General features: G+C 38.4%; 2 protein-coding genes. Both read left to right on the top strand.

Going from position 1 to position 1,201, the window contains the following annotated elements; all coding sequences use genetic code 11:
• Positions 1-218: 218 nt before the first annotated feature.
• A complete protein-coding gene (locus tag O9290_RS09200) occupies positions 219-797 on the top strand; it encodes a Uma2 family endonuclease (RefSeq protein WP_002758017.1) in 579 nt (192 codons plus the stop codon).
• 17 nt (positions 798-814) lie between these two features.
• Positions 815-1,201: Uma2 family endonuclease (locus O9290_RS09195; protein WP_288025185.1), on the top strand; the 387-nt coding region annotated here is incomplete at its 3' end.

The raw sequence follows: 1,201 nt of genomic DNA, 5'->3' as shown, positions 1-1,201 counted from the left end.
AGCCACTCTTAATCGTGTCTTGGAACGAAATAGAGGCTTTTAAAGACTGCGTACATGGAGAATTAAAACAAGAATTACCCTCGAAAAGCCTATTTTTCCACTAAGTATTTATGCTCATTGCAAAGGTGAGATGCTCCCGATTACTTAGTAAAATCCTCTATATTTAGTCAACTTAATTTAAAAGTTTCTCAAGTATTTAATCAAGAAAATTAAATCCCATGATTACCGTCGAACCCATTACCTTAAACCTAAAATCCGTCAATTTAAGCGATGAGCAATTCTATCAACTTTGCCATAATAACGACGATTGGCGAATTGAACAAACTGCTGCAGGAGAATTAATTATTATGCCCCCGATTGCTGCTATTAGTGGAAATCGAGAATCAGATTTAAACGGCTTTGTTTGGTTATGGAATCGTCAAACAAAACTCGGAAAAGTCTTTAGTTATTCTACTATCTTTACCTTACCCAAGGGTGGTAAATGTTCCCCTGATGTCGCTTGGATTGCTAATGAACGCTGGGACGCTTTACCCCGAGAAGAACAAGAAAAATTTGCCACAATTTGTCCTGATTTTGTGATAGAATTAAGGTCGCATACTGATTCTTTAACTCAACTCCAAGCAAAAATGCAGGAATATCTTGATAGTGGCTTAAGACTAGGTTGGTTAATTGATCCCATTAGTCAACAGGTAGCCATCTATCGCCAAAATCAGGAAGTAGAAATCATCTCATTACCAACCACCTTATCTGGGGAGGACGTTTTACCCGGATTTACTTTAGAATTACCCATTTTTTGACGACAGGAAATACAAAGATGATAGCAACTGCAACAATTTCTCCTCAATTAACCATCCCACACCTAGAAAATGGGGACAAGCTTACTCGTCGTGAATTTGAGCGTAGATATAATGCTATGCCAAATCTAAAAAAAGCAGAACTCATTGAAGGAATTGTTTATATTATGGCTTCTCCCCTAAGAATTACGAACCATGGCAACCCTCATGCGCGTATTATTACTTGGTTAGGTAACTATTGGTCAAATACACCCGGAACAGAATTGGGCGATAATTGTACGGTACGTCTTGATGCGGACAATGAACCTCAACCCGATGCACTATTAAGAATTAAAAATGGTGGACAATCAACGATTAGTGAGGATGGTTATGTCGAAGGTGCGCCAGAGTTAATCGTCGAAATTGCT

Source organism: Microcystis sp. LE19-41.2A (genome assembly GCF_027530405.1).
GTDB classification, from domain to species: Bacteria; Cyanobacteriota; Cyanobacteriia; order Cyanobacteriales; family Microcystaceae; genus Microcystis; species Microcystis aeruginosa.
The sequence above is the reverse complement of the archived record's forward strand: the minus strand, read 5'-3'. Positions and strand labels throughout refer to the sequence as shown.